The 23,595-nt window shown below is 72.9% G+C and carries 18 protein-coding genes; 6 read left to right on the forward strand and 12 right to left on the reverse strand.

What is annotated here, in order from left to right:
• Positions 1-37: 37 nt before the first annotated feature.
• The 5 genes from ACFYY1_RS18125 to ACFYY1_RS18145 form a co-directional block, all read right to left on the reverse strand.
• Entirely contained in the window at positions 38-1,567 is a 1,530-nt protein-coding gene (locus tag ACFYY1_RS18125; protein WP_388586208.1) for a helix-turn-helix domain-containing protein, read from the reverse strand.
• Complete coding sequence (locus tag ACFYY1_RS18130; RefSeq protein ID WP_388586211.1) at positions 1,561-2,691, reverse strand: DUF917 domain-containing protein; 1,131 nt, start codon at positions 2,689-2,691, stop codon at positions 1,561-1,563. Before ACFYY1_RS18130 ends, ACFYY1_RS18125 begins: the two co-directional genes overlap by 7 nt.
• Positions 2,688-4,004: a hypothetical protein gene (locus ACFYY1_RS18135; protein WP_388586213.1), complete on the reverse strand. Its 1,317-nt coding sequence runs from the start codon at positions 4,002-4,004 to the stop codon at positions 2,688-2,690. The genes ACFYY1_RS18130 and ACFYY1_RS18135 overlap by 4 nt, the downstream gene beginning before the upstream one ends.
• Before the next feature lie 90 nt (positions 4,005-4,094).
• Positions 4,095-5,357, reverse strand: coding sequence for an MFS transporter (locus ACFYY1_RS18140; protein WP_388586215.1), 1,263 nt, complete (start codon positions 5,355-5,357; stop codon positions 4,095-4,097).
• 370 nt (positions 5,358-5,727) lie between these two features.
• Positions 5,728-7,614 carry an alkaline phosphatase family protein gene (locus ACFYY1_RS18145; RefSeq protein ID WP_388586218.1) on the reverse strand — a complete coding sequence of 629 codons (1,887 nt, stop codon included), beginning with the start codon at positions 7,612-7,614 and terminating at the stop codon, positions 5,728-5,730.
• Between the two features lie 339 nt (positions 7,615-7,953).
• On the opposite strand from ACFYY1_RS18145, the gene hydA reads away from it, so the two are divergent.
• From hydA to ACFYY1_RS18160, 3 genes are all read left to right on the forward strand, one after another.
• Complete coding sequence (gene hydA, locus ACFYY1_RS18150; RefSeq protein ID WP_388586221.1) at positions 7,954-9,354, forward strand: dihydropyrimidinase; 1,401 nt, start codon at positions 7,954-7,956, stop codon at positions 9,352-9,354.
• 11 nt (positions 9,355-9,365) lie between these two features.
• A complete protein-coding gene (locus ACFYY1_RS18155; protein WP_358950065.1) occupies positions 9,366-10,367 on the forward strand; it encodes a TIGR03842 family LLM class F420-dependent oxidoreductase in 1,002 nt (333 codons plus the stop codon).
• 181 nt (positions 10,368-10,548) lie between these two features.
• The gene (locus tag ACFYY1_RS18160; RefSeq protein WP_388586223.1) at positions 10,549-12,108 is read left to right on the forward strand and encodes an NCS1 family nucleobase:cation symporter-1; all 1,560 of its coding nucleotides are present in this window, start codon (positions 10,549-10,551) and stop codon (positions 12,106-12,108) included.
• Here ACFYY1_RS18160 and ACFYY1_RS18165 read toward each other — a convergent pair.
• The 3 genes from ACFYY1_RS18165 to ACFYY1_RS18175 all read right to left on the reverse strand — a co-directional run bounded on the left by ACFYY1_RS18165 (position 12,071) and on the right by ACFYY1_RS18175 (position 14,697).
• The gene (locus ACFYY1_RS18165; protein ID WP_388586225.1) at positions 12,071-12,847 is read right to left on the reverse strand and encodes a hypothetical protein; all 777 of its coding nucleotides are present in this window, start codon (positions 12,845-12,847) and stop codon (positions 12,071-12,073) included. The two genes, ACFYY1_RS18160 and ACFYY1_RS18165, sit on opposite strands and share 38 nt — an antisense overlap.
• A gap of 123 nt (positions 12,848-12,970) precedes the next feature.
• Positions 12,971-14,026 carry a nucleotidyl transferase AbiEii/AbiGii toxin family protein gene (locus ACFYY1_RS18170; protein ID WP_388586227.1) on the reverse strand — a complete coding sequence of 352 codons (1,056 nt, stop codon included), beginning with the start codon at positions 14,024-14,026 and terminating at the stop codon, positions 12,971-12,973.
• Positions 14,023-14,697 carry a hypothetical protein gene (locus ACFYY1_RS18175; protein ID WP_388586229.1) on the reverse strand — a complete coding sequence of 225 codons (675 nt, stop codon included), beginning with the start codon at positions 14,695-14,697 and terminating at the stop codon, positions 14,023-14,025. Before ACFYY1_RS18175 ends, ACFYY1_RS18170 begins: the two co-directional genes overlap by 4 nt.
• A 249-nt stretch (positions 14,698-14,946) precedes the next feature.
• On the opposite strand from ACFYY1_RS18175, the gene ACFYY1_RS18180 reads away from it, so the two are divergent.
• Positions 14,947-16,422, forward strand: coding sequence for an amidase (locus tag ACFYY1_RS18180; protein WP_388586232.1), 1,476 nt, complete (start codon positions 14,947-14,949; stop codon positions 16,420-16,422).
• Positions 16,423-16,523: 101 nt separating this feature from the next.
• Positions 16,524-19,031 (forward strand): SpoIIE family protein phosphatase, encoded by a 2,508-nt coding sequence (locus tag ACFYY1_RS18185; RefSeq protein WP_388586235.1) that lies wholly within the window; start codon positions 16,524-16,526, stop codon positions 19,029-19,031.
• 52 nt (positions 19,032-19,083) lie between these two features.
• On the opposite strand, the gene ACFYY1_RS18190 is transcribed toward ACFYY1_RS18185, so the two are convergent.
• A complete protein-coding gene (locus ACFYY1_RS18190) occupies positions 19,084-20,148 on the reverse strand; it encodes a biotin/lipoate A/B protein ligase family protein (RefSeq protein WP_388586238.1) in 1,065 nt (354 codons plus the stop codon).
• 248 nt (positions 20,149-20,396) lie between these two features.
• Here ACFYY1_RS18190 and ACFYY1_RS18195 point away from each other — a divergent pair, with 248 nt between their 5' ends.
• Positions 20,397-20,816, forward strand: a complete 420-nt coding sequence (locus tag ACFYY1_RS18195) for a nuclear transport factor 2 family protein (RefSeq protein WP_388586239.1) — start codon at positions 20,397-20,399, stop codon at positions 20,814-20,816.
• A gap of 30 nt (positions 20,817-20,846) precedes the next feature.
• Here the strand turns inward: ACFYY1_RS18195 and ACFYY1_RS18200 are convergent, their stop codons facing one another.
• The 3 genes from ACFYY1_RS18200 to ACFYY1_RS18210 form a co-directional block, all read right to left on the reverse strand.
• Entirely contained in the window at positions 20,847-21,104 is a 258-nt protein-coding gene (locus tag ACFYY1_RS18200) for a twin-arginine translocase TatA/TatE family subunit (RefSeq protein ID WP_388586242.1), read from the reverse strand.
• Complete coding sequence (locus ACFYY1_RS18205; RefSeq protein WP_388586244.1) at positions 21,104-22,147, reverse strand: sporulation protein; 1,044 nt, start codon at positions 22,145-22,147, stop codon at positions 21,104-21,106. The genes ACFYY1_RS18200 and ACFYY1_RS18205 overlap by 1 nt, the downstream gene beginning before the upstream one ends.
• A gap of 323 nt (positions 22,148-22,470) precedes the next feature.
• A complete protein-coding gene (locus tag ACFYY1_RS18210) occupies positions 22,471-23,433 on the reverse strand; it encodes an electron transfer flavoprotein subunit alpha/FixB family protein (RefSeq protein WP_388586247.1) in 963 nt (320 codons plus the stop codon).
• Positions 23,434-23,595: the final 162 nt, after the last annotated feature.

Consider the following 23,595-nt stretch of genomic DNA (forward strand, 5'->3'; position numbering starts at 1 on the left):
CGCCACTGCCGTTTCCGGCCCCGTCGCGGCCCCGTGCTCAGGACGCCGCGCCCTCGTCGCGCAGCAGTACCCGGCAGGCCAGATGCAGCGCCAGCCGCTGCGACGCGTCGTCGGGGTCGAAGCCCAGCGCGCGGATGCGCTCCAGCCGGGCGGCCACCGTGTTGCGGTGCACACCGAGCACCTCGGCCGCCGCCGTCGGGGCCGCGCCCGCGTCGAGGACGACCGCCAGCGTACGCAGCAGGGTGCCGTCCCGGTCCGCCGCGAGCAGCGGGGCGAGCACCACCTCCGCCGGACCGCGCAGCATCTCGGTGGGCACCGCGGACAGGAGCTGCGCCGCGCCCATCCGGTCCCCGCGCACCACTCTGCCCGGCTCCCCGGCGGCCGCCACCCCGGCCGCCGCGCAGGCGTCGTTCAGGACCGGGCCGAGCGCCGCCGAGGAGGCCGCCGTGCCCGCCACCCCGCCGGCGGCCGGCACATAGGGGGCCATCGCGGTGAGCGCGTCGGCCAGCCGCCGGGCCGCCGCCTCCAGCGGGTCCACCCCGTCCGCGGGGGCGACAGACTCCCAGGCCACCCAGCAAGGTCCGTACGCGACCAGCGGTCCGCCCGGTCCCGCCGAACTCCAGACCGCGCGCAGCGCGGGCCCGGGATCGGGGCCGTCCCAGCCCGCGACGGGGCGCAGCGCGTAGCCGACGAACGGGCCCCGGTCGGGCCAGCCCAGCGCGGCCGCCTCGGCACGCTCGCTCCCGGCGGTTTCGTCAGCACCGGTGGCCCCGGCGTCCGCCTCCAGCAGCCGGCGCAGGAGCAACGCGGCGCGGTGGCCGGTCCGTTCGTCGTCCAGGCGGCGCACCGCGCACCAGGCGGTCAGCGGAGCGACCGCGAGGCGGAGCACGTCGCGCACCGTCTCGCCCCACCCCGCGACCCGCGAGCCCGACCGGGCGACCAGAGCACCCAGCGAGCCGCCGGCACCGTCCGGGACCTCCACCCGGACGGTGAGCGCGCCGCCCTGCTCCGAGAGCGCGGCCCGCCGGCCGGCCAGCAGTTCGCCCGTGGACCCGGTCAGCGCGACCGCCGTGGACGGCAGCACCGCGTGCAGGGCGGACAGCACCCGCCCGGCGTGCGGCCCCGTGTCCGCGAGCGCGCGGGCCGCCTGGGCCACCAGCGCGGTGCGCCCGGCATCGGGGCGGGCGACCGCGGAGGCGATCCGGACCGCGGCGTCCAGCGCGTCCTCGTCGATGACCAGCAACGGCACCCCGAGCCGGTCGGCGAGCGCGCCCACGGAACCCGGCCGGCCCGCCGCCCCGGTGACCACGACACAGGCCGCGGCGTGCTCCCAGGCCTTGCGCAGCGCCATCTCCACGGTCCAGCCGGCCGCCGCGACCCGTCCGGTCAGCACGACCGCGGTATGGGGTTCGAGCGTGTCGAGCACCGATGTCCGGTCCACGATGCGCACCGAACGCACCTCCGCGTCCCGCCCGCTCGCCCCGGCCATCCGGACCCCGGCGAGCCGTCCCTGCTGGACGAGCTCCGCGACGGTGAGCGGGCCCTCCCGGACCGGGCGGTTCACCATGGCTCCTCCTCCGGGCCGGGGGTGTCCACCGCGCCGGTACGGGCCAGCCGACGGCCCTCGGGCGTGTGCCAGGCGGGCGCGGCGGGGATGACCACCACCTCGACCTCCACCCCCGGCACCGCCCGTTCCACGTCCAGCACCCGCCGGTCGGCGGAGGCCGAGAGGATGAGGATCTGGTCCGGGGCGGCGGCCACCGGCGCCCCGTCCGCCAGCGCCAGCAGCACCTCGTTGTGCGCCTCCAGCCGGAAGTGGCGGCCGATCCCCTCCGTCTCGGCGATCAGCACACTCGTCGGCCGCGACGGAAGCGCCGGCCACGACGGGGCGGAACCGGGCCCGGAGGGGGCGTCCGGCTCCGGCGGCCCGTAGCCGTACGGATCGTCCTCGGTGGCCACCGGGTGCTCCACCGCCGTGATCCGGCCCCGGCACAGCCGCCGCGGCGACCACGGTGCGAACAGGTTGCCGGGCCGGGCCGAGCCCGCGCGGATCGCCCGGCCGACCGTGCCCGGCACCACGGATCCGGCCAGCACGTCGCCCGGCATCGCGTAGCAGACGGCCACCGCCCAGCCGCCGGCCGCGGGCACCAGCGGCCGCACCAGGTCCTCCACCCGCCCGCCCGCCGACTCCACCACGACCACATCGCCCGACGGGGTCGCCAGCGCGAGGGGCGCCGCGGCCACCCCGGCCAGCGTGAACGTCGACTGCTCCAGCAGTGGCAGCACCCGCCCGCAGCCGTCACCGTCGACCAGCGGCAGCCCGCAGTCGGCCGCCGCGGCCACCGACAGCAGGGCGTTCTCACCAGCCGTGTTCAGCGCGACGACCGCGTCGGCGCGGCCACCCAGCAGCCGTTCCAGGGCGCGCACCGCCCGTACCGTCTCCGCCCCCGTCGGCAGCTGCTCGGCGAGCGCCGCCGACGAGCCGACCAGGGTCACGGTCACACAGAGCCGCAGCCCGCTCAGCTCGTCCGGGGCCAACAGCCGCACCGGCCCGTGCGCGGCGACCGAGGCCCGTGCCCAGTCCAGCGCCACCCGGAACGCCGATTCGGCCGCGCCCGCCGCCAGCACCAGCGACCCGGCCGCCAGCCGCTCCAGCACGGCGGCGTCCACCTGGACCGGTGCGCCGGTCACGAGGCCGCTCCCGCCGGTGCTCCCACGGCCCGGACCCGGATCCGGTGCACCCCGCCCGGGAGGTACGAGACCGGTGTGTGCACGGTCCGGGCGATCCGGGCCCCGCCCGGCGCCGCGCCCGCCGACACGACCCGCGCCAGCGCCTGGTCACGGGCCAGGGCGATGACCCGGTCCAGTTCCGCGCGGCCCGGTGCGACCACCACCTGCTCCAGTTCCACCCGGGTGTCCGCGCGCGCCGCGCCGTACGCGGCCGCCCAGATCCCGTCCGGCGCGCCCCCGAAGAGCGGGGCCGCGCCGCCCGCGTACAGCACCGTGCTGCCCGGCGAGCGCTCCAGCACACCGGCCACCAGCGCGTCCACCCGCTGCCGGGCGTCGGCGGGCGGTGCCTCGCCGCCGAACGGCAGGGTGTCCAGGCGGGGCCTGCCCACGTCCATCCAGAGTCCGCCGGGCCCCGGGCCCGCGTCCCCGGCTTCCAGCTCGCCGTCCGCGACGGCCGAGCAGCGGACGGCGGAGCCGGCCGCGTCCACCACGACGGCCCGCTCGGCGTCCGCCAGCAGCGCGGCTCCGCGCAGCGCGCAGGCCGTGGCGGAGGCGGTGGCGATCACGGGGTAGCGGCGGACGTACTCGGCGGAGACCAGACCGGCGTCGTCCCGGGCGAGGAAGAGCGGGGCCGTGATGCCCCGCGCGCGCAGCGTCCGCTCGGCGGTGCCGGTGAGGTGCTCGGCCCAGGATCCGAGCGCGGCGTTGGCGGCCGCGGCGTTCTCGCGCTCGCGCAGGCCGGGGGAGCCGATCTCGTACGAGAGGGTGATGTGCGCACCGGGCACCAGGCGGGCGATCACGGAGGCCGCGGTCAGTTCGGGCTCCGGGCGGGCGGGCGACCCGGCCGCGCAGACGGCGAACGCGGTGATCGAAGCCGCCCCGGCCTCCCGGGCGAACGCCTCGACACCGGCCGGGTCCAGCGGTGCCAGCGGCCGGCCGGTGAGCGACGAACCGCCCGCCACCACCCGGGTCAGCCCGCCCGGACGCGGCGACGGGCCGAGCGCGGGATGGGCGGCGGGCGAGATGCGGAGCACGGCGACGGGCGAGGGCCTGCCCGGCGTGCGGTCGAGATCGGTCGTCAGACAGACGACGTCGGCCCGGTCGTACGGGGCGTTCCCGAGGCCGTCCAGCGCGTCGAGGACATCGCGCAGCGAACGGTCGAGGGAGGCCGACGACGCGACCACGGCATGCACCGGCGGAGCACCGCCGGGGCGTACGAGCACGGCGACCGTCGTCGTACGCCCCACGTCCACACCCAGTCTCACCTGCGTCATCCTGCCATCACGTCCCGGGGACCGCGCCGTGGAGAGGGCCTGCCGGGCCGGAGCCGGCCCGGGTGCGGGCGCCACGGCCCGGGACAGCCCTTATTCCAGGTCCCGGCCCTCGGTCTCCGGCAGCGGGGCGGCGAAGAGCAGCGCCACCACCAGGAAGGCCGTGATGAACAGGATCGTCGTGGAGAACCCGGTCGCCTGCGCCAGCAGGAAGCCGACCACCGACGGGGCGAGGGAGGTCGCGACCAACTGGGCGGCGGTGGCCCAGGAGTACCCCGTACCGCGCAGCGCGGTCGGGAAGAACTCACCGTTCCAGGTGTTCCAGACGCCCCAGGCGCCGAGGCTGAAGAAGGCGAGGGCGAAGTTCGCGATGTACAGCTCGGTCAAGGAGCTGGAGCAGGCGAAGAAGATCCCGCTGACCGCGGCGAGTGCCACGTACGGCAGGAAGACCTTCTTGCGGCCGAAGCGTCCGGTCAGCAGCGACGCCGACACATAGCCGGGGATCATGAACAGCGCGCTCAGCGCGACGAAGCCGAGGCTCGCCGACATGCTGAGGCCCTTGTCCTGGAGCAGCGTCGGCAGCCAGGTCTGCAGGCCCCAGTAGCCCCAGTTGAAGGTGAAGTTCACGACGAGCATCAGGACCGTGATCCGCAGCAGCCCGCCGCGCAGCAGCTCCACCGGCCGTCCGGACCGTTCGGGGGCGACGACCGCGAAGCGGGTGCCGTCCGGGACGTCGACGCCCAGCCTGCGCAGCACGGCCGCGGCGTCGTCGTGCCGGTCCTGCGCCGCCAGCCAGTACGGGGATTCCGGGACCCAGGCGCGGATCGCGAAGACCCAGAGCCCGGCCAGGGCGGAGGCGATGGCCACCACGTGCCAGCCCAGGCCGCCCAGCAACTGCGTCACACCGACCGCGGCCAGCACCCCGATCGGCCAGCCGATCGACAGATAGACCGCCGCCCGGCCACGCGTCCGGGACGGCAGCAGCTCCAGGAAGTACGGGAAGGTGACCGTGTAGATCCCGGCCAGCGCCAGACCCGACAGCACCCGGGTGACCAGCAGGACCGTGAAGTTCGGGGAGAAGGCGGAGGCCAGCGCGACGACCCCGTAGGCGGACAGGCTCCACAGGCACACCGCACGCCGGCCGATCCGGTCCGAGACCGGACCCCAGACCAGCGCACCGGGGATCATGCCGAGTGCGACGGCGGAGAGCACCCAGCCGATCCTGCCGGTGTCGATGGAGAACGCGTCACCGAGATCGCCGGAGACATAGACGAGGGCGAGCTGCTCCCACGACTCGATGACGAAGGCCATGAACAGGGCCAGCGCCGCCAGGACATGGGCGCGTCCGAGTGGCATGGCCTCGAAGAAGGAACCGACGGGCCGCGGCCCAACGGCCTGGCCCGGCCCCGCCTCCAGGGGTTCTCCGGTTGCACCGGAACGTGCGGTTGTCGCGCTCACCGGCTGTCCTCCTGGCTTTCGTACCGGCCGAATCGCCCCTCGGCGATTGGGGATGGCGGCACAGTAGACAGGCCCGGGAGCGGGAACCTGTGCGCAGCGCACAGTGGAAGGGAGGGCCGCTGTGCTGTGTGCCCGGCGGCCCGTGGCGGGGCCGCTCCGGCGGGAACAGTCACGGTAACCCGCCGGGTGCCGGACCCGACCGGGGCCGGGTCCGGCGCGCGTGTGACGGCCGGGCCCCGGCCGGTGGTTCCGGGGCCCGGCCGGCCGCTCAGTCCCGGTGGCCGGTGGGGCGGGTGAGGTCGAGGAAGCGGACCGCGTCCAGCTCGCCGTAGTACGCGAGGCCCTGGTGGCGCACCTCGGTGACGGTCAGCGTGGCCTTGGCGATGCCGCGGCCCACGGTGGCCTTGAAGCGGACCGAGCCGTCCTTCTTCGTGGTGCCGGTCAGCTCGTGCACCGTGCCGTCGGCCGTCAGCTCGGCCGTGACCTCCGCCCCCTTCACCGGCTTGCCCTGCGCGGTTTGCACCACACCGTTCGCGGTGACCTTCCAGGGCGCATCGGAGCCGGGCCCGCCGAGCAGCACGGTGCCGGCGTCCAGCGAGGCGACTGCGAGATCCGACGGCGGGTGGGGCTGGCCGAAGGCGACCTGGTCGACGGTCCAGAAGGCGCTGTTCGTACCGGTGTAGCGGAAGCTCAGCCGGGCCGTCCTCGCGCCCTGCGGAACGTCCAGCTCAAGCCGCTCGACGGTGTTGCTGTCGGCCCGGTAGGACTTCACGAGCTGCGGGGTCCCGCCGTCGTACGAGACGAAGACGTCGCCCGTCTGGGGGCCGTCGACCCGGTAGTCCGTCGCGTACGAGAGGGTCGCCTTCGCCGCGCCGTTCAGCTTGTACGCGGGGCTGACCAGGGTGGAGTCGAACGGTCCGGCGCCGTGTGCCTTGTCGTCCCACTCGTCGGAGTCGGCCACCGCGAAGACGTTGCGGGCGCGGACGTTCGTCTCGCGGCCCTGGCCGCGCTCGGCCTCGGTCCAGAACTCGTCCGTGGCGAAGGACCAGCCGCGCCACTCGGTGACGCCGCCGGCCGGCATCTTCGAGTTGTCGATCGACCAGCCCTCGGGCGCGGTGTTCGTCCACCCCTTGGCGTCGGCCGGGAGCCTGGTCTCGTCGACCGGAGCGCGCAGCGAGGGGCGCAGCACGTCGAAGGCGTCCGGCTCCGGTTCGGCGAGCGCGGTGCCGTCCAGGTTCCAGGCGGGATCGGTGGCGACGCCCTCGTGGCGCAGCACGGTGGGCGCGATGTCGGTGATCTTGACGTCGTCGCGTACCGAGCCGGGGCGGATGCCCTTGCCCTGGGCGATCACGAACGTGCCGCGCTCCAGCGGGGTGTTGCCGCCGTGCCCGCCGGTGGGGGTGTGGCCGTGGTCGGCGGTGAGGACGAGGAGCCAGTCCTCCTGCGCGTACGCCGGACGCGCAGCCACGGCGTCGAGCAGCCGGCCGATCCGGCCGTCGGCGGTGCTGAGGGCCTTCAGGTAGGCGTCGCTCGCGGAGCCGGTGCTGTGGCCGGCGCCGTCGACCTCGTCGAGGTGGACGAAGGTGGAGTCGGGGTTGCCGTGCGCGAGGTAGTCGGCGGCCTTGGCCGTGGTGCCCTCGTCGTTGCCGCCGGCGATCCGCAGATCGGTCCTCGCGCCGAAGACGGTCCGGGGGATCGGGCTCCAGGTGCCGACGACCAGGGTGGACGTGGCCGGGTCGGAGGTCTCCAGCCGGGTCGCGTAGTCCGGGTACCGGCCGTAGTCCGGGGCCGTGAAGTCGTTGTCCTTCACGTTGTGCTTGTCGGGCCAGACACCGGTGGCGACGGACGACCAGCCGGCGCCGGAGACGGTCGGGGCCATCGGGGCGGCGTACAGGTTGCTCCGGGCGGTCAGGCCCTTGGCCATCAGCTGACGGATGTGCGGTACGTCGGCGCGCGAGAAGGCGTCGAAGGTGGCGCCGTCGATGCCTATGACCAGGGTCTTCGCCTGCTTGGTGCCGGACGGCAGACCGGCGTACGGGGCGGCGGCCGGGGCCGTGGACCCCTGGGCACGGGCGGTGGTCGTGGCGAGCGGCAGTGCGACGGCGGCGACGGTGGCGGCGGCCAGCACCGTACGCGCGGAGCGCGACAGGGACACGTGATCCTCCGGAATCGGTCGTTGGACACCGGGCGACGAGGGCGTCCGGTGAGGTGTCCGAGGCTCGCCGTCGGTGGTGATCGGATCACGCCACGTACGGGACGGGCGCATGAACCGTACTCAACATGTGGACCAGACCTGTAACCGTTCCGTTATTCGGTGATGGTCGTGGTCATCGCCGCGGCTGTGGGCCGGTGGAGTGCCGGGCGGATGAAACAGAAACGTCTTCAGCGGTTAGCGGCAGCGGTATTGCCACAGTGGGTAACCCACTTCTACGTTCTTCATCACGCACCTTGTCTACGTGCGTAGACCCATTCCGCCACGAGTGAGGAGGGGTACATGAGCCGCACCGTCATCCACGGTGGTCTCGTCATCACCGCGTCCGACGAAATGCATGCCGACGTACTCATCGAGGGCGGCCGCATCGTGGCCCTCGCGGCGCACGACAGCGACGCGGCCGGAAGCTGGAGCGCCGACCGCAGGATCGACGCCACCGGCAAATACGTCATCCCGGGCGGTGTCGACGCGCACACCCACATGGAGATGCCGTTCGGCGGCACCTACGCCGCCGACACCTTCGAGACCGGCACCCGGGCGGCCGCCTGGGGCGGCACCACCACGATCGTCGACTTCGCCATCCAGTCCGTGGGCCGCGCGGTCCGCGAAGGTCTCGACGCCTGGTACGCGAAGGCCGACGGCAAGTGCGCCGTCGACTACGCCTTCCACATGATCCTCTCCGACGTGAACGAGTCCTCGCTCAAGGAGATGGACCTGCTGGTCTCGGAGGGGGTCACCTCCTTCAAGCTGTTCATGGCCTACCCCGGCGTCTTCTACAGCGACGACGGCCAGATCCTGCGCGCCATGCAACGGGCCTCTCACAACGGCGGCCTGATCATGATGCACGCGGAGAACGGCATCGCCATCGACGTACTCGTCGAACAGGCCCTCGCCGAGGGCCGCACCGATCCGCGCTACCACGGCGACGTGCGCAAGGTGGCGCTGGAGGCCGAGGCCACCCACCGCGCCGTCCAGCTCGCCCGGGTCGCCGGATCCCCGCTGTACGTCGTGCACGTCTCCGCGGACGAGGCGGTCGCCGAGGTCGCCGCCGCCCGCCACAAGGGACTTCCGGTCTTCGGGGAGACCTGCCCGCAGTACCTCTTCCTCTCCACCGACAACCTCGCCGAGCCGGACTTCGAGGGCGCCAAGTACGTCTGCTCCACCCCGCTGCGGCCCAGGGAACACCAGGAGGCGCTCTGGCGGGGGCTCAGGAACAACGAACTCCAGGTCGTCTCCACCGACCACTGCCCCTTCTGCTTCTCGGGCCAGAAGGAGATGGGCCGGGGTGACTTCTCGAAGATCCCCAACGGCATGCCCGGCGTGGAGAACCGGATGGACCTCCTCCACCAGGCGGTCCTGGACGGCCACATCTCGCGCCGCCGCTGGATCGAGATCGCCTGCGCCTCCCCGGCCCGGATGTTCGGCCTCTACCCGAAGAAGGGCACCATCGCCCCGGGCGCCGACGCCGACGTCGTCATCTACGACCCGGCGGCCGAACAGACCATCTCCGCCGAGACCCACCACATGAACGTCGACTACTCGGCGTACGAGGGAAAGCGGATCACCGGCCAGGTCGAGACGGTCCTCTCGCGCGGTGAAGTAGTCATCGACACGAGGAAGTTCACCGGCCGGGCCGGACACGGCATGTACACCCCGCGAGCCACCTGTCAGTACCTGGACTAGGAGCACCCGTCATGGACTTCGGACTCGTCCTCCAGACCGATCCGCCCGCCTCGGCCGTCGTCGGCCTGATGCGCCGCGCCGAACGCAACGGCTTCCGCTACGGCTGGACCTTCGACTCGACGGTGCTCTGGCAGGAACCGTTCGTCATCTACAGCCAGATCCTCGAACACACCGAACACCTCGTGGTCGGCCCCATGGTCACCAACCCCGGCACCCGCACCTGGGAGGTGACCGCCTCCACCTTCGCCACCCTCAACGACATGTTCGGCAACCGCACCGTCTGCGGCATCGGACGGGGCGACTCGGCGATGCGCGTCGCCGGCCGCAGACCCAACACCCTGGCCCGCCTCGGCGAGGCCATCGACGTCATCCGCGACCTCGCCGAGGGACGGGAGGCGACCGTCGACGGCCAGCCGGTCCAGATCCCCTGGGTGAAGGACGGCAGACTGCCCGTCTGGATGGGCGCGTACGGCCCGAAGGCGCTCGCCCTGGCCGGACAGAAGGCCGACGGCTTCATCCTCCAGCTCGCCGACCCGTTCCTCACCGAGTGGATGATCAAGGCGGTACGGGACGCGGCGGCCGAGGCCGGCCGTGACCCGGACTCCGTGACCATCTGCGTCGCCGCCCCCGCCTATGTGAGCGACGACCTCGACCACGCCCGCGAGCAGTGCCGCTGGTTCGGCGGCATGGTCGGCAACCACGTCGCGGACCTCGTCTCCCGGTACGGCGCGCACTCCGGGCTCGTCCCCGAGGCCCTGACCGAGTACATCGCCGGGCGGACCGGCTACGACTACAGCCACCACGGCCGGGCCGGGAACCCCGACACCACCTTCGTGCCGGACGAGATCGTCGACCGGTTCTGCCTGCTGGGCCCCGCCGAGGCGCACATCGAGAAGCTGCGGGCCCTGCGCGACCTGGGCGTCGACCAGTTCGCCGTATACAACATGCACGATGCGCGGGAGGCGACGATCGACGCCTACGGTGCGCGGATCATCCCCGCCCTGTCCGACTGACCCGCGCCTCGCCCGCTCTTCCGCTGTCCCGCTCCCGCGTACTCCCCATGGCTGTCCGCACCCCCGTCCCCGCACCGCTCCCTGCTGTTCCTCGTCCCCGCACGGCCGCCTCCCGCTGCCTGTCACCGTTCCCGCACTCCGCCCCGCACGGCCCCGTTCCCGAGCGAAGGGTCCAGCCGCCATGACATCGTCCGTCCCACCGGTTCCACCCGCTCCACCGCAGGACCCGATACCCGACCCCTCGGGCCGCGTCGAACTCGCGCCCGGCGCCGTTCCCACCGACAACCGGTTCGTCAACGAGGACCTGTTGCCCGTCCCGCTGGCACGGCGCCGCTGGACGACGTACAACTTCACCGCGCTCTGGGTGGGCATGGCCCACAACATCCCGTCCTGGCTGCTCGCCTCCGGCCTGGTGGCCCTCGGCATGGACTGGAAACAGGCCGTCTTCACCATCGCGCTGGCCAACCTGATCGTGCTCGGACCCATGCTGCTCACCGGGCACGCCGGACCCAAGTACGGCATCCCCTTCCCGGTGCTGGCCCGCGCCTCCTTCGGGCTGCGCGGCGCCAATCTGCCCGCCCTGATCCGGGCCGCGGTGGCCTGTGCCTGGTTCGGCATCCAGACCTGGATCGGCGGCGTCGGCATCTTCACCCTGCTGGGGAAGATCTTCGGCGGCTGGGCGAAGGCGTCCGAGATCGGCGGCCAGCCGTGGACGCTCTGGCTCTGCTTCGTCCTCTTCTGGGCGCTCGAACTCGCCATCATCTACCGGGGCATGGACGCCCTGCGACGGTTCGAGAACTGGGCGGCACCGTTCGTCATCGTCGGTGCCGTCGTGCTGCTGGTCTGGATCGCGGTCAAGGCGGGCGGCTTCGGCCCGCTGCTCGACCAGCCCTCGAAGCTCGGCTGGGGCAAGGAGTTCTGGCCGGTCTTCTTCCCCTCGCTGATGGGCATGATCGCCTTCTGGGCCACGCTCTCGCTGAACATCCCCGACTTCACCCGCTTCGGAGCCGGCCAACGCGCCCAGATCCGGGGCCAGTCGCTCGGCCTGCCGACCACGATGACGCTGTTCGCCCTGCTCTCGGTCCTGGTCACCTCCGGCTCACAGGCGGTGTACGGGGAAGCCATCTGGGACCCGGTCCAGCTCGTGGCGCGGACCGACAACGTCTTCGGGCTGCTCTACGCCCTGGTGACGGTGCTGGTCGCGACGGTCTCCGTGAACATCGCGGCCAACGTCGTGTCACCCGCGTACGACCTGGCGAACCTCGCGCCCCGGTTCATCAACTTCCGTACCGGCGCGCTGATCACGGGCGTCGTCGGCGTCCTCATCATGCCGTGGAAGCTCACCGAGACCCCCGAGCTGTACATCTTCACCTGGCTCGGGCTGGTCGGCGGACTGCTCGGAACGGTCGCGGGCATCCTGATCGCCGACTACTGGATCGTCCGCCGCACCGTGCTCGACCTCGCGGACCTCTACCGCCCCGGCGGCCGCTACTGGTACACGAACGGCTGGAACTGGCGGGCGGTCGTGGCGTTCGCCGTCGGCGGCGTCCTCGCGATCGGGGGCTCCCACTCCGCCCCCGGGGCGGGCCCGTTCCCGGCCGACGGCCTGATCCCGTTCCTGAAACCGCTCGCGGACTACGGCTGGGCGGTCGGGCTCGCCTCGTCGCTCGTGCTGTACGTGGTGCTCAGCGGGCGGTCCGGCGTCACACCGGCGCGGACGTACGGCCCAGCAGGGCGCTGATGTCGTAGGTCTGGTCCGGCGGCGGCGTGGTCGTGGGCACCGGCTTGTCGAAGGCCGAGAAGCCCACGACCGCGTCCGCCCCGCCGCCCCGAACGGTGATCTTCACGGGGTACGGCTTGCCGGTGGCCGCGACGTACGTGGTCACCGTGCGGTCGTCCCGCATCCTGGTCACCGGCACCACCGGAGCCCCGTCGAGCGTGGTCTTGTGGCCCTTGTTCAGCGTGCCCCGGTCGTTGTCCGCGTTGTCGCTGACCAGCTTCCGGAACGTGTCCAGATCGCAGCCGTTCGCCAGATCGCGCAGCCGGGGATCGTCGGCCGACCCCTTCATGTAGCGCCCGTTCAGGATCGCGGCGAAGGCCGAACCACCGCCCGGGACCTGGTTCTTCCAGAAGTTCGCGTCCGGCTTGACCCAGACGTCGTCGCCGCGCTTCACGATCTGGACCGACCCCTGGCTCCGGCCCAGATCGACCGACCCGTTGCAGTTGCCGTCCCGGTCCAGGGAGAGCTCCAGCTTCATCGGCGGCGTGCCTTCCCCCAGCTCGCCGCGGGCGCTCAGGTGCAGGGAACGGGCGCTCAGGAGGGCGTCACGGGAGCGGTCCGCGATCTGCTGCGCGGAGAGCTTGTCGATGCCGTTGTCCGCCTGTGCCGCACCGCTGCCCAGGACGCCGGCGCCGGTGATTCCCAGCACGACGGCCGCCGCCCAGGCGGCCCGGCGTGTGCCCCTGTGTCGACCGGTCACGTCGCCTCCCTGGTAGTGCCCGTAGGGCCTGTGCAGGTGCCATCCGATTGCCGTACGACCCTTCCGAGCGTACGCCGGGGCGGATGCGGTCGCGCGGCGGAGCGCCCACGGGCCACCGCGGTGCTACGGAACGCTCTGCTCCAGCAGCCGTGGCAGCGCGGCGGCCAGCCGCTCCCGCAGCCGGTCCGGTCCGCCCTCCACCCACGGATGCCCGGCGTGGAACGCGGCCCAGTCCACCAACCAGTCCAGCACCGCCCCGGGCGTGAACCCCGGCGCGTGCGGACCCAGCACCGTGCGCAGCAGGCGGGGCGACAGCACGGTCGCGTGGTGCTCCGCGAGCAGCACCGCGTCGTACAGGTCCTTGGCCCCCGACCGGCCCTCCGCCTCCTGGTCCTCGGCGAGCCACAGCAGCTTCCAGGCGAGGGAGAGCCCCGGGCCCGCGGTGCGCACGGGGATCGGGGGCCCGCCGTCGCCGCGCGGGCAGGCCGTCCACCCCGGGGCCTGGGGGAGCCGTTCGTCCGTGGCGAAGTCCATCCGCAACTCGCCCGGCGGCAGCCCGTCGGCCTCCCAGGGGACGACGACACGCACCCCTGGCGTCTCGTACGTCCGGTACATCCAGGTGCCGTCCGGCTTCACCCGGAGCGGGTCGATGCGGATCCCCTCGGGCAGCGGCGGACCGGCGGCCAGCGCGGCCACGACCTCCTCGGCGGGGGAGGCCGGGGGATCCTTCTCCCCGGCCTCGATCCAGTGCAGCCCCTCCGGCGCCACCACGGGCCGGGCGCCGCCGGTGTCATGGCACTCGCCGTCCGTCAGCAGCTCGGGAGCGGCCGCGCCGTGCGCGGCCTCCGGCCACTGCTGGACGGCCTCCAACGAGTTGACGTACGGGTAGGGATCGAGGCCGTCGACGAAGTCGTCCTCCGACGGCTCCAGCACGATCCAGTCCAGGTCGCCCGGCTCCCGCGCGGCCGCGCCCACCCACGCCTGGAGCGGGACACTGCCGCGCAGGATCAGACCGTCGCCCCAGGGCGACCCGGCGATCACACGCAGCAGATGGTCCTGGACGGCGCGCCGGGCGGCCCGCCAGCGCGGTGCGAGCGACGGGTCCTCGTACTCCGGCTCCCCGGGGAAGGGCCGGACGTGCTCCGGCTCCCCCGGGAAGGCCCGGTCGTCCGCGCTCACAGCCCGACCCCGGCCCGCTGGTCCAGCCAGCCCGCGTCCACCGCCGGATGGTCGTCGTGCACCACGAACTCCTCCTCGACCTCCAGCACTTCGAGTCCGGCGGCGGCCAGCCCGCCCAGCAGCGCGTCGAGCTCCGCCCTCGCCGCCGGACGGCCCACCGCGTGGCAGCGCTGCGTGACGAACCGCTCGTGGCGTCCGGGACCGGTGGTGCGGCGGGCATTGCGCGACAGGCGCGCGCCGTGCCGCTCGGCCACCGCCCGTGCGACGGCGAGCTGCGGCTCACCGGTCAGCAGCAGCTTGACGTGATGCTCGAAGTGGCAGTCGGGAGAGAGTACGGCGGCCTCGTCGGCCGTCCGCGGTATGTCCTCGTTCCACGGAGCGGCCTCGATCTTCACGCGTATGACGGCGAAGCCCGCGGCGCGCAGCTCGGCCGACCGGAGCCCGGCGGCGGCCCGCTGCCCGGAGAGCGAACCCCGCCCCCTTTCGGTCAGCATGGGCTGGTCGGGTGTGGCGCCGCGGTCCAGGAGGATACGGGTGAGCTTCAGTCCGTTGCGCTCCGCCCAGCGCCCCAGCCGGCCGGCCTCCCGCGCGTCCCCCGTCCCGTCGTCGGCGCGGGGATCGAGGCGCACCGTCAGATGCGTCTCGAACTCGCCCTCGAACTCTGCTTCCACGCGCCCTCCACCAGTACTTTCTCGCTGTCTTCTGCCACCGCCGAACGTAGCAAGCGGCACTGACACTCCCCGGATGCGACCGGGCGCCGCCCGAACGTGCGTGGGACGTGCCTCGGGCCGCTTTCCACCGAACGGTTGAGCGGACCGCTCATTCCTCATTACCCTCCGGTAAGTTCGTTCGGGCGTACCAGGCGCGCGGCGCACCGGCCCCGCGCGGCTGTCCTCCGACACGAGGAAGGCGGTCAGCCCATGTACTCAACGGAAGCGGTGGGAACCACCGGACCGGCCGGCCGGGCCGGACTGGCCGACAGCGCGCGGGAGCTGGCCGAGGGCCGCACCACCTCGGCCGAGCAGGTGTCCGCCGCGCTGCGCCGCATCGAAGCGAGCCAGGGCACCCTCAACGCCTTCCGGCATCTGCGTGCCGAGGCCGCGCTCGCCGAGGCCGCCGAGGCCGACCGCCGGCTCGCGGCGGGGGAGCGGCTGCCGCTGCTCGGCGTACCGGTCGCGGTCAAGGACGACACGGACGTCGCCGGGATGCCGACCTACTTCGGCTGCGACGGCGATCTGCCGGCCGCGACCACGGACAGCGAGGCCGTGCGCCGGCTGCGGGCGGCCGGGGCGGTGATCGTCGGGAAGACCAACTCCTGCGAGCTGGGCCAGTGGCCGTTCACCGAGGGCCCCGCCTTCGGCGCCACCCGCAACCCGTGGCACACCGGCCACACCCCCGGCGGCTCGTCCGGTGGCTCCGCCGCCGCCGTCGCGGCCGGTCTGGTGCCCGCCGCGCTCGGCTCGGACGGCGCGGGGTCCGTACGCATCCCGGCGGCCTGGACCCATCTCGTCGGCATCAAACCCCAGCGCGGCCGGATCTCCGGCCATCCGCACATCGACGCCTTCCAGGGCCTGACCGTCAACGGACCACTGGCCAGGACCGTCGCCGACGCCGCCCTGCTGCTCGACGCGGTCGCCGGCGCCCACCCCGACGACCAGCACCGGCCGCCGCCCGTCGCCGCCTCCGCCGCCGCCCGCCGCGACCCCGGCCGGCTGCGCATCGCTCTCGCCTGGCGCCCCCCGCTCACCCTCACCGGCTCCGCACCCCACCCCGATGTGTGCCGGGCCGTCCTCGAACTGGCCGAGGCCCTCGCCCGCCTGGGACACGACGTCCAGGAGGCCAGGCCCCGCTACGGGCTGATCGGCCTCGGGTTCGTCCCCCGCGCCACCGCCGGGATCGCCGAACTCGCCGCCCGCCACCCCGACCCCGCGCTCCTCGACCCGCGCACCCGCAGCGCGCTGCGCACCGGCACCCGGCTCGGCGGCCGGGTGGTACGGGCGGCCAGGGAGCGCGAGGTGCGCCAGCACCGCAGGATCGGCGGGTTCTTCCGCCCGTCCCGGGCCGGCGCCGGGTACGACGTACTGCTCACCCCGACGACCGCTCTGCCGCCGCCACCGATCGGCCGCTTCGACGGGCTGAGCGCCTGGCGCACCGATCTGGCGATGACCGAGGCATGCCCGTACGCCTGGCCCTGGAACGTACTGGGCTGGCCCGGCATCAACGTACCGGCCGGGTTCACCGCCGACGGGCTGCCCGTCGGCGCACAGCTGCTCGGCCCCTCCCGCAGCGAGGAACGCCTGATCTCCCTCGCCGCCCAGCTGGAGGCCGACCGGCGCTGGTACGAGCACCGGCCCCCGGCACCGCCCGCCCGGTCCGGGCCGGGCACGACGCGCTGACCGCCTCCCGCCCCCGCCCGGCCGCGACCCTCCGCGTCGTCGCTCGCACCTGAGCGCGGGAGGCGGGATCATGGACAGGGAGCGGATGGGTGGTGTCAGGTATGGCGTGTGCAGGCCCGGAGCCGGAGCCCGGCGAACCCTCGCCGCCCCGCACACCCCGGCACTCCCACGACACGGCGAACGACGCGACCGTGGTGGTCGCCAGCAGCGGAACGGTCGTCGGCTGGACGCACAGCGCGCAGGAACTGCTGGGCTACCAGGCCGCCGAGGTGGTCGGGCGGTCCGCCGGGCTCCTGCTCGCCATGCCGGAGGATCCCGTACGGGTGGCGGGGATCGCCGAGCGCTGCCGGGCGGGCGTGGGGTGGCGCGGCGTCGTGGACGTACGGCGGCGCGACGGCAGCCGGATCGAGGTGGACCTGCGGGTCTCGGCCGCGTTTCACCTGGACGGCCGTGAGTGCTTCCTGGTCTCCGGAAGCGAACGGCGGCCGGAGTGGACGGTCGGGCAGTCCGTGCTGGACGCCTTCCTGTCCGGTTCGCCGATCGGCATCGCGGTGATGGACCAGGACCTGCGCTACGTCTGGATGAACGACACCCTGGAACGCTTCGGCGGTGTCCCGCGCGAGAACCGCGTGGGCCACCATCTGAGCGATGTGCTCCCGGGGCTGGAGACCGAGGCCATCGAGACGCTGATGCGCGGTGTGCTGGACACCGGGGTCCCGGTCATCGACTACGAGTACCTGGGCTGGACCTGGGCCGATCCGCGCCGCAAACGCGCCTACTCCACCTCGTACCTCCCGCTGATCGACAGCGAAGGCGTGGTCACCGGCCTGTGCTACATGGTCCTGGACGTCACCGACCGGTGGAACGCCCAGCAGCGCCTGGCCCTGGTCAACGACGCCGGAGCCAGCATCGGCTCCACCCTGGACGTGATGCGCACGGCTCAGGAACTGGCCGACTTCGCGGTGCCGCGATTCGCCGACTTCGTGATGGTCGACCTCCTGGAGCCGGTCACCAGCCCCGGCGTCCCCGGCCCGTGGCCGCTGGGCACGGGGCTGTCCGGTGCGGAGCTGATCCGGTCAGGGGCCTTCAGCACGTCCCGGCCGAGGATGCGCCGCGCCGGGATGAGCTCGGTGCGCGAGGGCTGTCCGGAGGCGATCCGCCAGGTCGGGGACCCGGTGGACTTCGTGCCCCCGCCCCACGACATGCGGTACCTCATCGACGGCGAACCCCTCCTCATCCCGGTCGTCGACCCCGACGACCATCTGTGGGCGGCCGAACAGCCCGACAGGTCGGCGAGCATCCGGGAGTACGGACTCCACTCCGTCATCTGCGTACCGATGCGGGCCCGTGACACCGTGCTCGGCCTGACCACCTTCGTACGGTCGGTGAACCCCGCCCCCTTCGAACCGGAGGATGTGCTTTCGGCACGCGAGATGGTGGCGAGGGCCGCCGTGTGCGTGGACAACGCCCGCCGCTACACCCATGAGCACGCTGCCGCGCTGACCCTCCAGCGCAGCCTGCTCCCGCACACACTGCCCGGCGGAATGACCCTGGACGTCGCCTCCTCCTACCTCCCGGCGGACGTCAAGGACGGTGTCGGCGGCGACTGGTTCGACGTGATCCCGCTGTCCGGCGCCCGGGTCGCCCTCGTCGTCGGCGACGTCGTCGGCCACGGCATCGCCGCCGCGGCCACCATGGGCCGGCTCCGCACCGCGGTGCACACCCTCGCCGACATGGACCTGCCGCCCGACGAACTCCTCGCCCACCTCGACGACCTCGTGCTCCGGCTGAGCGACGAGGAACCCGAGAGCGGGGAGCAGGGCACGCCCGTACTCGGCGCCACCTGCCTCTACGCCGTCTACGACCCGGTCACCCAGCGCTGCACCATGGCACGCGCCGGCCACCCGCCGCCCGTCGTCGTCGCCCCGGACGGCCGCATCACCTTCCTCGAACTGCCCGCGGGACCGCCCCTGGGCCTGGGCGGGCTGCCCTTCGAGACGGCGGAGACCGAACTGCCCGAGGGAAGCCTGATCGGCCTCTACACCAACGGCCTGATCGAAGGCAGGGACCAGGATCCCGAACTCGGCATGTCCCGCCTCGGCGGCGCCCTGGCACAGCGCGGACTTCCGCTCGACGCCCTGTGCGCCGCGGTCGTGGAACAGCTGGTCCCGGTGCCCCAGCCCGATGACGTGGCCCTGCTGCTCGCCCGTACCCACGAGCTGAGCGCGGACCACATCGCCTCCTGGGAAGTAACCGCCGACCCGGCCGTCGTCGCCGGCGTCCGGGCCCGGACCGCCCGGCAGCTGAGCGCCTGGGGCCTGGAGGAGCTGGTGATGACGACCGAGCTGATCGTCAGCGAACTGGTCACCAACGCGGTGCGCTACGCCAGCGGGCCGATCCGGATCCGGCTGCTGCGCCAGTCCGTCCTGATCTGCGAAGTCGCCGACACCAGCAGCACCTCGCCGAGGCTCCGGCACGCCCGCACCACGGACGAGGGCGGCCGCGGGCTCTTTCTCGTCGCCCAGCTCACCCGGCGCTGGGGCACCCGCTACACGGCCGACGGCAAGATCATCTGGACCGAGCAGGAACTGCCGACGACGAGAGCCTGAGGCCGCGACCGGCTTCACGGCACCCGAGCGGTCTCACGGCAGCCCACCGGCCTCACGGCACCCGAGCGGTCCATTCCCCGGTGCCGAACTTCGTCCGCACCAGCTCCTGCGCCCGGGCCATCTCCTGCGCGGTGACCGCACCCGTGGTCAGCCCGTAGCGGTCGCGGAAGGAGGCGATCATGTTCTCGATCACCTGCTCCCGCGCGAGGCCGGTCTGACGGCGGAGCGGGTCGACGCGCTTCTTGGCGCTCCTGGTGCCCTTGTCGGACATCTTCTCCTTGCCGATCCGCAGCACCTCCAGCATCTTGTCCGCGTCGATGTCGTACGACATCGTCACGTGATGCAGGACGGCTCCAGGGCCGCCGTCGACGCCGACGATCCGCTTCTGAGCGGCGCCGGCGATCTTTCCGGCCTCGGTGGCGATGTCGTTGAGCGGCTGGTACCAGGCCTTGATGCCCATGTCGCCGAGCGCGCCCAGCACCCAGTCGTCGAGGTAGGCGTAGCTGTCGGCGAACGACAGCCCGGAGACCAGCGACTCCGGCACGGACAGGGAGTAGGTGATCGTGCTCATGGGCTCCACGAACATGGCCCCGCCACCGGAAATGCGGCGCACCACGGTCATGCCGTGCCTCGCCGCCCCTTCGGGGTCCACCTCGTTGCGCAGCGACTGGAAGCTGCCGATGACCACGGCGGGCGAGGCCCATTCCCAGACCCGCAGCGTGGGAGCCCGCCGCCCGGCGGCCACCTCGGTGGTGAGGACCTCGTCCAGTGCCATGTGCAGGGCCGGGGCCTGTGGTTCCGTGTGCACCAGCTGCCAGTCGTAGTCGCTCCACTCGGTCGCGCGGGCCAGCGCTCGCCGGACGGCGATGCCGACGCCCTCCGCGGTCAGTCCGAGCAGGACGGCCGACTCCGGCAGTGCCGCCGTGATCCGGGCCGCCAGGCCTGCGGCGTCCGTCGAGGACGGGGCACCCTCCAGGGCCCCGTTGATCGAGAGGATCGCCTCGTCGGGCTCCAGGAAGAAGTCCCCGGCGACGCGCACATTGCGCAGTACGCCTTCCTCGACGTCCAGATCCACGACGACAAGCTTGCCGCCGGGCACCTTGTACTCGCCATGCACGGTTTCGTTCCCTTCCAAGGTGCGGCGTGGCCCCTGCGTTCGTTGCTCCGACATGGGGCAGAAGCGCACATACTGTGCATCGCACTCTAGACCGTGCTCTGCCGGCATGCCGCGGCCCCGGCGCCGTTACCGGATCGGGGAAGCCACCGGGCCCGAGAACCGGCCGGCCCGCCGCCCGTCCGCAGTTCCGCCCGTCCTTACCCCCGAGGTAATCGACGGCCCGTCAGCGCCTTGGCAGGCTGGGGCACATGAATCACACCGACACCGCGGACGCCACCCGCGCCACCGTTCAGAAGTTCCTCGACCTCCGTATCGCGGGGGACACCGAAGGGCTCACCGCGCTCTTCGCCGACGAAGTCGACTGGCTGCTCGCCGAGAACCCCGCGGTGCCCTGGATCCGGCCCCGCTCCACCGCCGCCGAATGCGCCTCCCAATTCGCGGAGTTGGCCGATCACACCGTGCCCGAGGACGCCCGCGCCTCCATCGACACCTTCCTCGTCGACGGAACCGACGCCGTCCTGATGGGGCATCTCGCGGGGACCGTCCGTGCGACCGGAAAGTCCTTCGAGGGCCCCTTCGCGCTGCGCCTCACCGCCGAGGGCGGCCGGATCACCCGGCTCCATCTGTACGAGAACAGCCTGTCGATCTCGCAGGCGTGCACGCCCTGATGGTCCGGGCGCCGGCCCGGACCGGCGGTCCTACGCCCTGCCCCGGGGCTGCTGCCCCGCATCCGGTTCCGGCTCCCCGGCGTCCCGACGGCCGATGGTCTCGCCACGGATGACGCGGGGCGCACCCGCTTCGTCCTCGGCGCCCTTCGTCTCCTTCATGGCCTTCGCCTCGGCCTTGAGGATGCGGGCCGACTTGCCCGCGGAACGGGCCAGATCGGGCAGGCGCTTGGCGCCCAGAAGGACTATCACCACGATCAGGATGATCGCGATCTCGCTGATTCCGAACATCAGTCGTCGCCACCCTCGTCATCGCCGTCGTCGTCGTTGTCGCCTTCGAAGAAGTCCCCTGCCTCGTCCACGACTTCGGCGGCGACCATGCCTCCGACGACGCCGACCGCGAGCCCGGCCGCACCCACCGCGACGGCCGTTCCCACGCCCGGACCGGAGCGGTGCCCGTCGTGGTGATGCCGGTCCTCGTGGTGGCCGTGACCGTGACCGTCGCCGTGGTGCCCGGCGTACGGGTCGCCGTGCCCGTACGCGGAACCCGCCGCGTACGCCGAACGGTGCTCGATCAGCTGCTGGAGCCGGCCTTCGACGAGCGCCCGCCAGTCCTGATGGTGGATTCCGTCGTGCGCGACCGTGAACCGGGTGAGGGCGTCGTGCCCGTCGGAGAACGGCCCGCCGCGCTTGTCCGCCTCCAGGACCACCTCCATGCCGCCCGCGGTGGCGAGGAAGGTCACCTCGATCTCCTCGACCGCGTGCGCGTACCGCGGCGGCGGGGTCAGCTCGATCTCCTGATAGAAGGGGAGTTGCTGGCCGGTGCCGCCGATGCGGCCGTACTCCAGGTCCGCGGACCGGAAACCGAAGCCGAGCTGTCCGAACGCTTCGAGGATCGCCTCCTGCACCGGCAGCGGGCTCACCATGAGCCGGTCGAGATCACCGTTGTCCCTGGCCCCGGCGACCGACAGCTCCGTGTGCACGCCGAGCACGATGCCGAGGCTCTGCCCGTACAGTTCGGTGATCGGCGTCTCCCACGGCAGCGTGACCGTGAACGGCAGGCTGAGCAGCTCGCCCTCGGCCAGCCGGAAGCCGCCGCCGACGGTGAAGCGCTCGAAGGCCACGACGCGTTCGTCCTCTCCCTCCTCGTGCTCGGCCTCCACCTGCGCGACGAGCTCCAGCGCGATGTGGTCGATGTCGAAGCCGGCGCTGCCGCCCTTGAGATGGACCTGGCCGGACAGGGGGCCGCCGGGAGCGATCGCCCCGGTGGTGAGGACGGTGTCGACGGTTGGGCCGCCCACACCGAGCGAGCCGAGCAGTCGTTTGAACACCATGGCGGCGTCCACTCCCTTACGTGCGTACGAGGGGTACGGGGGAGCACGGGAACGCCGAGGGGGCTCCCGTGCTCTACAGACGTGTAGAGCATAGGGCCGTTCGCGGGGCTTCCGGAGCCGGGAGGGCCCGGCGGGCGGGAAAGTCCGAAAAGGATCGCTCAGACGGTCCGGGCAGCCGCTCGACGAGCGCGTTTTGCCATGCTTTTACTCTGGCCGCACTGTCGCTCGCGACGGCGGACGGAAACGGTCCGGGGCCGTGTGGTGCGTGTGCACCACACGGCCCCGGACCGTTCGATGAGGGATGTTCCGGCCCCCGGCCGGGGTCAGCCCTTGCGGGACCTGACCTCGTCGGTGAGCTGGGGAACGACCTGGAAGAGGTCGCCGACCACGCCGTAGTCCACGAGGTCGAAGATCGGGGCCTCGGCGTCCTTGTTGATCGCGACGATCGTCTTCGAGGTCTGCATACCGGCCCGGTGCTGGATCGCACCCGAGATCCCCGACGCGATGTACAGCTGCGGGGAGACCGACTTGCCGGTCTGGCCGACCTGGTTGGAATGCGGGTACCACCCCGCGTCCACCGCCGCACGCGAGGCACCCACCGCCGCACCCAGCGAGTCCGCGAGCGCCTCGATCAGCGCGAAGTTCTCCGCACCGTTCACCCCCCGGCCACCCGAGACCACGATCGCCGCCTCGGTCAGCTCCGGCCGGCCCGTCGCCTCACGCGGCGTCCGCGCGGTCACCCGCGCCGCCGTCGCCGGCGCCGAGAACGACACCGCCAGCACCTCCGGCGCACCCGCCGCCGCCACCGGCTCGACCGGAGCCGAGTTCGGCTTCACCGTGATCACCGGCGTGCCCCGCGACACCCGCGACCGCGTCGTGAACGACGCCGCGAACGCCGACTGCGTCGCCACCGGACCCTGCTCACCGGCCTCCAGATCCACCGCATCGGTGATCAGACCCGAACCGATCCGCACCGCCAGACGCGCCGCGATCTCCTTGCCCTCCGCCGACGACGGCACCAGCACCGCCACCGGCGACACCGCCTCGTACGCCGCCTGCAACGCATCCACCTTCGGCACCACGAGGAACTCACCGAACTCGGCGTCCTCGGCCGTCAGCACCCGCACCGCACCGTGCTCACCCAGCACCCCGGCCGTACCGGAAGCACCCGCACCCACCGCGAGCGCCACCGGCTCACCCAGACGACGCGCCAGCGTCAGCAACTCCAGCGTGGGCTTGCGAACCGCACCGTCCACGTGATCGACAAAAACCAGAACTTCAGCCATGGGACTTCAATCTCCTGCGAGTAACGAAGAAACACCGGGGGACACAACAGGAACCACAACCCCAGCAGACACACACCGGGGCCGGGGCCACGGACGGGGTCAGATGAACTTCTGGCCCGCCAGGAACTCCGCCAGCCGACGGCCGCCCTCGCCCTCGTCCTT

The sequence above is a fragment of the Streptomyces sp. NPDC001890 genome, from assembly GCF_042891445.1.
GTDB lineage: Bacteria > Actinomycetota > Actinomycetes > Streptomycetales > Streptomycetaceae > Streptomyces.